The sequence below is a fragment of the Chloroflexota bacterium genome (genome assembly GCA_016197225.1).
GTDB lineage: Bacteria > Chloroflexota > Anaerolineae > Anaerolineales > VGOW01 > VGOW01.
This window is the reverse complement of sequence record JACPWC010000121.1, coordinates 26,308-33,088: the sequence shown is the minus strand read 5'-3', so window position 1 is coordinate 33,088 and position 6,781 is coordinate 26,308. Positions and strand designations below refer to the sequence as shown.

5 protein-coding genes are annotated in these 6,781 nt (G+C 56.9%); 1 reads left to right on the top strand and 4 read right to left on the bottom strand.

The window, feature by feature from the left end:
• Positions 1 to 553: 553 nt before the first annotated feature.
• Positions 554 to 1,573 carry a hypothetical protein gene (locus HYZ49_20540; GenBank protein ID MBI3244674.1) on the bottom strand — a complete coding sequence of 340 codons (1,020 nt, stop codon included), beginning with the start codon at positions 1,571 to 1,573 and terminating at the stop codon, positions 554 to 556.
• A 143-nt stretch (positions 1,574 to 1,716) separates the two neighbouring features.
• On the opposite strand from HYZ49_20540, the gene HYZ49_20535 reads away from it, so the two are divergent.
• Positions 1,717 to 2,145, top strand: coding sequence for an SRPBCC family protein (locus HYZ49_20535; protein MBI3244673.1), 429 nt, complete (start codon positions 1,717 to 1,719; stop codon positions 2,143 to 2,145).
• A 190-nt stretch (positions 2,146 to 2,335) separates the two neighbouring features.
• On the opposite strand, the gene ftcD is transcribed toward HYZ49_20535, so the two are convergent.
• The 3 genes from ftcD to HYZ49_20520 all read right to left on the bottom strand — a co-directional run bounded on the left by ftcD (position 2,336) and on the right by HYZ49_20520 (position 6,777).
• Complete coding sequence (gene ftcD / locus HYZ49_20530) at positions 2,336 to 3,853, bottom strand: glutamate formimidoyltransferase (GenBank protein MBI3244672.1); 1,518 nt, start codon at positions 3,851 to 3,853, stop codon at positions 2,336 to 2,338.
• A 48-nt stretch (positions 3,854 to 3,901) separates the two neighbouring features.
• The gene (locus tag HYZ49_20525; protein ID MBI3244671.1) at positions 3,902 to 5,179 is read right to left on the bottom strand and encodes a GTP-binding protein; all 1,278 of its coding nucleotides are present in this window, start codon (positions 5,177 to 5,179) and stop codon (positions 3,902 to 3,904) included.
• Positions 5,180 to 5,397: 218 nt separating this feature from the next.
• Positions 5,398 to 6,777, bottom strand: a complete 1,380-nt coding sequence (locus tag HYZ49_20520; GenBank protein ID MBI3244670.1) for a hypothetical protein — start codon at positions 6,775 to 6,777, stop codon at positions 5,398 to 5,400.
• Between the last annotated feature and the right edge of the window lie 4 nt (positions 6,778 to 6,781).

Below are 6,781 nucleotides of genomic sequence, written 5' to 3'. Positions count from 1 at the left end.
ATGGCGACCTCGGGATGGAACGCTGGGTGGGCTGGGGAGTCATTGCTAATAATCTGGCGACCATCGCGCAATTTTTGATCAAGCATCGGCGCGGGGTCCTGCTGCCTTATGTTGAAAAGTGATTTCTTGGACACGAACTAGGTATATATCTGGCCCACTTGCTTCTGGCGTTTGGCATCAATGTGTCCAGTAATATGAAGTGGGACGCCGCTCGGTTGCAAAACTACTCTTTGACTATCAAGAGAGTTTCGCACAAGTTTTTCCAAGGAGAAACAGTGCTGTTAATTCGAAATGGAGAAATCGATAATGGTTCGAATTTGATGTGCCCAGATTGTCAGCCGCAAGACTTCAATGAATTAACAATCTCAGCCCTGTTCAATACGGCTCAAAGCTGTGCCTTTTGGTTTCCGTGGTTGAACTGCTCAATTTCATATAATGCTCAATACGGTTATCCAGAGGAGATTGTTGTCGATTGTCCTATCCCTGACGCATGTTACGATAATCTTGAGATTAACTTACAGGTGAATCCGTGAAACACTACTGAACCAGATGCTCATTGCGCGGGCTTGAGTTCGCCCGTTGCAAACTCGTAGTGCCATTCTTTGCCTTGAAAGTCGCTCAATATCAGCCTAGCAAAGCCTTCCCAACGCACGCTCAAAAAACCAACCTCTTCAGACTCGACCAGTAATTTCTGCTTCATGGTTGGTAAGTCAATTAGCCCAAGCCTAGTCTTTCCGGATGGGGGGCACTCTGAATCGATTTGCAAATAAACCAGGGATTGGCTGCCAGACGACCAGGCAATAGGGCCTCCTGTACCGCCTGGCATGACCGCTGAAAAGCTGGCCAGTTTACCATCGTCAAGACTCCAAACGCTAATTCCGTTGTTTTCCCATGTCGCCAGTTTTGTTTTGTCAGGTGAAAGCGGGCCTGCTCCCAACCCTTCTGTCTGTAAGTTGGTTGCGTCCAAGCGTGAGATCGGCTTTTCCCCGAAAAGATTACACCCATCAGGAACACCTTCTCTGGTTTCGGTGTAATAGAAGTAACGACTATTCGATGACCAGAAGAGGCCACCCAGGCCATAAGCGCCGAGGCCGCCGCAATAGATAAATTGATGGGCTATAACCTTCTCAATGTCAGTGCTCATCTCGACAAGTTTCATTTCCTCATACGAATTTGCGTCAACACTGCCCTCAACGTGCATGCACTCATAGGAAACAAAGTCGGCTCGCCACTTTCTATCTGGCGAAAAATAGGACTCGATCTTTGAAGAACCTGATGCGACAAGTTGTCCGACGACCGCAGTAGCCGTCAGATTAAAGTCAATATCAAAACCTGGAGTTGAGGTAGGTAGTTCAGCCGGGTGTGCTGAGGTTGGGGTGCGGGCTTTTGTGGGCGGTTGCGAAGTTGATGTCGGAACGGCAGTTAGCTGAACGGTATTGGTTGCCGTTGAAGCAGGTGTGGTAGTTGAAGTTGGGAAGTGTGTCAGGATGGATGGGGAAGCGCAGCTGATAATCAATGCCATTGCTGTGACAATTGCCGACAAAAGAAGAGAATGTTTGAAGCGGTATTGCATAGTGACGTTTCCTTCTTCTCCCATCATACTTTTACTTCATTACTTGTATTCTCACACCCTCTTTTTTTTCTGTAATGCCGTGTTACGGTTTGGTAATAAAGGCCAACGCTAGGGTATACTTTCTCCCCACAAGGAGACTCCACATGCCAACCGTATCTTCCAGCATCACCATCAATCAACCCGTCGAAAAAGTTTTCGCCTACGTCATCGCCGTCGAGAATCATAGGGCCTGGCAAACCGGCGTGCTTGAGGCGAAGGTCACGCCGGACGGCCCGGTCGGCGTCGGTTCAATCTATCACTACACTTCCGAAGTCATGGGCCACCGAATGCAGACGCAATTGCAGGTCTCGGCCTTTGAGCCGAACCAGAAATGGAGCGTCAAGACGACCGGCGTCCCCACGCCGGTTGAGACGGTCTATCTTTTTGAGGCGGCTGGAAGTGGGACGAAGCTGACCGTTTCGATGGAACTGGCGGGCGGCTTCCCGGCGGCGGCAGAGGCCATGGTCAAGCAACAAATGCAGAAGTCAATGGACGAACAGGCGAGGCGGGTGAAGCAGATGGTGGAGAAGTAAAATTGGTTCAGGCTGGGTTCTGAAGGGTCGGGTCACACCTAGGATGCCAAGAAGTATCCGCTATCGCGGCGACGGCAACTTAGTGGTGCGCCCAACGGTCGGCATCAGTAGCGGCGGAGCGAAGCCGTCCGCTGCAATCCCCGTGCCGCACCTGCGCTTGCGCCCCAAAAAGGGGCAAGGGTCTTTATCCCTACTTCATCCTCTCCACAATCGTCCGGTTGATAGCCTCAAACGTATCCGCCGCCCGGTGTTCGAGCGAGGCCACCTCGCTCAGCCAGAAGTTGGCCGCATCGCGATCTTTGATCCCGGCGGCGTTGATGCGCACGTTGAGGGCGGCGGCGCGCAGAGAGGCGATTGCCATGTTGGCGGCAGAACCGGCGTCCGAGATGGCATTGACGTTGGCTTTCTCAGCCGCCAGGGCGGCCAGCCCCAACACACTCGTCGCATCGCGGGCCACGCGCAGTGGCACGGCAGTTGCGCCATGATTGGCGCGCTCAATGGCTTCACCACGCGCTGCAACTTCCGCCTCGGTGGCTTTGGGGAGTTTGTAGGCGGCCATTACCGCCTCAAAGGCTTCGATGTCGGCGGCGACGGCGGCGGTGAGATCGGCCCGCAGTTTTTCGGCGGCGGTGATCATCTCCTGCATCTCGGCCTCCACCTCGGCGTATTTCTTTTTGCCAACGGTGACACGGCCCACCATCGCCACCAACGCGGCGGCCATCGCCCCGGCGTAAGCGCCCGCCGCGCCGCCGCCGGGCGTGGCCGTTCCGGCGGCAATGGCGTTGAGGAATGAATCGGATTGTGTCTCCGGCGCGAAGCGTGCCGTCAGCTTGTTCTCCAAAATCTGATCGTCGCTCAAGCCGTCGAGTTGCAAATACCACTGGGCCGTATCCACCAGCGCCGCTTGCGGAACAAGCCCAACCAACTCGGAGCGCGCAACGCTCACCCCGTAACGCGCCGCCTCGCGGCGCACCAGTTCGACGGCGCGATACACCGGCGTCTTGGTGAAGTCGGTCAGGTTCATGCTCACCTGCGCCTGGCCCTCCACTAGCAGACCCAGCGCCTTCACAAAGCGCAAGCCGCCCGATGAGTGACGCGCGGCCTTCGCAACCTTCCTGGCGATGTTGACATCACTCGTGTTGAGATAGACGTTGTAAGCGATGAGAAATTGGCGCGCGCCGATGATGGTCGCCCCGGCCTTGCCGATTTGCGACGGGCCGAAGTCCGGTTGGCGAGCAGGATTGGAGCCGATCTCTGCTTTTAGACCTTCGTACTCGCCCCGCCGGACGTTTTCTAAATTCTCCCGATCCGGCCTCGTGGCCGCCGCCTCATATAAATAAACGGGGATGTTCAATTCGCTTCCCACCCGCTCGCCGAGCCGTTTGGCGATGGCAACACAGTCTTCCATCGTGGCTTCGCGAATCGGGATGAAGGGAACCACGTCGGTCGCTCCGAGCCGGGGATGCTCGCCGTGATGCTGGTCGAGATCGATCAGTTCGGCGGCTTTGGCAATGGCGGCGAAAGCGCCGGCCTCCACCGCGGCGGCATCGCCGACGAACGTGATCACCGTGCGGTTGTGGTCAACGTCCGAGCTAATGTTGAGCATCTGTGCCCCGGCTACCGCCCGAATCGAATCGGCGATGGCCTGAATCACGTCTGCCTGCCGGCCTTCTGAGAAATTGGGAACACATTCGATGAGTTGAGTCATAGTTGGCTCTTGTCGCGAATTATCGCGAATTGATTCGAATAACTCGTGTCAATTCGCGGAATTAGCGGCTGAATCTTTTTGGTCGGTTTCAGCTTCTTTATCCAGCGTCTCGCGGCTGGCGGCCAGCGGCGAGTTTTCCAACGACTGGGCGATGGTCTCCTGCAGGCTCTTCTTGTCCGGCTTCTTCTTGCCCAGGTTGCGCAGAGACTCGATGAAGTAATCGGTCAACTGCTTGGTGATCTTCTTCATAGACTCGCCGGTGAGTTTTTCGCCGCTCTCGAACCAGACGATGGCGGCGTAGCCCATGACGACGGTCGTGGACGAAGCAATGGCCGCCGAGAGCAACCAGCCGGGCGGCCCGCCCAGTTTGCTCAGCTCCTGAAACAGAGTCCGCCCCAAAAACCCAAGCCCAAACGTCACCGTCAGTTCCTTGGCCCGCTCCGGCGTAATCTTGTAGTTGTAAATTCGGGCGACGCCGAGGATGAGCGACGATTGCACCGCCAGCAGAGGCACCACGTCAAAAATGGGCAGGGGCGTGAGAGCGATAACGGCAGAGGTGGACGCCGCCCCGGTGATGGCGGCCCAGGCCAGCCGCCAGCGATATTCGGGCAAGGCCTTGCCCAGCGCGGCTACGATCTCCGGCTCGGTCTTGGCAATCGCCATCAACACTCGATCCAGGTTCTTGCCGTCTTTGGCGGCGACGGGGATGACTTGTTCCGGCTGGAGGCGCAGGTTGGCGGCTGACCGTTCCACCACTTTGTCGGCCTCGCGCCGCACCAAGTCAATCTTATTCAGAACGACAATGAACGGCTTGCCCAGCGCGTTGAGCTCGTCGAACAGTTCCTGCTCGGTGCGTTTGATGCCCTGAATGGCGTCGAAGGTGATGATGAGGAAGTCGGCCTCGCGGGCCGCCGCCAGCGCGTGCGCCTTCTCGGCTTCGCCCACTTCACCCACCGCGTCCGCGCCGGGCGTGTCAACGAGGGCAAACAAACCCGAGTCGGCTTCCTGGTTGACGCGCGTCGTGCCGGGCAGGGCGCTCACTTCGGCCTTGTCGTCCTTCGCGCGAATGAGTTGATTGTAGAGGGTGGATTTGCCCACGTTGGCCGGGCCGACGATGGCGACCTTTTGCTTGTCGCCGAAGGCGATCTTGAACTGGGTGAGCGACAGCCCCAGCAACATCCGCCACATCGTCAAGTCTTTGGGCAGGTAGTCCAGCGACTTTTTCAGTTCGTCCTGGGCTGGGGCGGGCAGAGCGTCCCAGGTGGTTTTGAGTTGCTCGCGGGTGGCGAGGGGGAATTCTTTGATGAGGTCGTCGAAGGAAGGCATGGGCCGATTCTAACTCCAATTCGCTAAAATAAAATGGCGACGAGCGGCCCGGCACTTTGCCGCCCACAATGTCGGCAAACTCGATCACGGCATCGCTCCATTTTGGCCTGTTCGTAGGATTTGGGCCTGGCCCAAATTGAAATGAGCGCAAGCCGATTGTGCTCGGCCTGCGCCCATGATATTAAGGCGGCATCTATTTTTTCGCAAGTCCCAATCGTCTAATAAACTTTCTCCAATGCATCCACGATTTCCAAACCGTTCTTGGCTTCGGCAGTGAGGGTGTTTACGTCTTTCTCTTCGAGCGCGTTCGCTTGCGCAGTGAGGCTGGCCTCAAACTGCGTGGCTACGCCTGCGCTATTATGGGCAAGAATGGAAGGCCTGACCCGCACCCAAACCATGTTGACTTTGGCAAGGTTGTCGGCGGCGGCAGTCAAGTTGCTGGCCGCCACGTCGAGGAAGATTTGCCGTTCCAGCACATCAAGACGCCCAATGTCGGCGGGGACAGAGGGATGGTAGACATTGAACAGGTCAACCACGGTGGCGCTCAGGTTGTTGGCGGCCTGCATGGTCGCCGCCGAATCCTTAGCGGTTGACGCAGTCTGTAAGCGGTCGAGCGCCGAGGCCAGTGCGTCTTGAAAAGCCCGGGGTGCGCCATCTTGTGTGGCTTGCGTCTGGTAGGCTTTCCATGCCTCGACAGTGGCCGCGACATTGGCGCTCACTTTGGCCCAATCGCCAACCGGTGCGATGTCTATGATGTCTTCGGCCTGCGCCTCGATGGTTTGTAGCGCGCCGGGCACGACTCCGGGAGCGGCATTGGTTTGATTCAGCAAAACCAGGTTGACCTGAGCGCCTTCTGCTCGTTCTTCGACTACGCCATAACCGGCGGCGTACACCTTGTACTCGATGCTGCCGTCCATAAGCGTCTCTTTGATAAGCACTCCATCGTTAATCGGGCCTTTGGGCGTCGTTGTCTTTTCCAACGCGGACATCACCTCATCGGTTTCAAAGACGACACCGGGCAAATTTTCTGGATTGAAGATCATGCCCGCTTCGAGATGGGCTGGCATGATGACCGCCGGAGGCGCGCCGTCCTTGCCTGCCAGCCAGGAGCCATCGTGATTGGCCGCCTGCCCGTTTTCGTAGTTGGTAACGTCTTCACCGAAGTAATACACGTCGCCGTCGTCGGCTTGGGCCAGGTAATCATAAGCGATTTCGACCAGCTTGTCGTCAGCGTAAGCCACATACTGGACTACGCGTACTTCTGTCTGGCCACCCTGCCAGACGATAGCTTTCGTGTCGGGCAACAGCGTGGTTTCAACGCGGAGAGACGCGCCGCCTTCCTGACCCAGCAAGACTGTCTGGCCGATGGACGAGACCGGGAAGAACAGGTTGGTGATGTTCGTCGGGCTGGAAAAGGTGGGGAAGCTGGCGGAGTCGCCGGTCTGTCCGTCGCTGCCAACATGGGTGGGGTTGGCGATTGTAGCGGTGGGTTGAGATTGGGCTGGTGTGTTGATCGCGGCCGCTTTCCCACCGCAGGCAGTCAATGCCGGCGCAAAAGCGAGCATTGCAAATACGATGATACTGATTCTGTAACGCATTCTG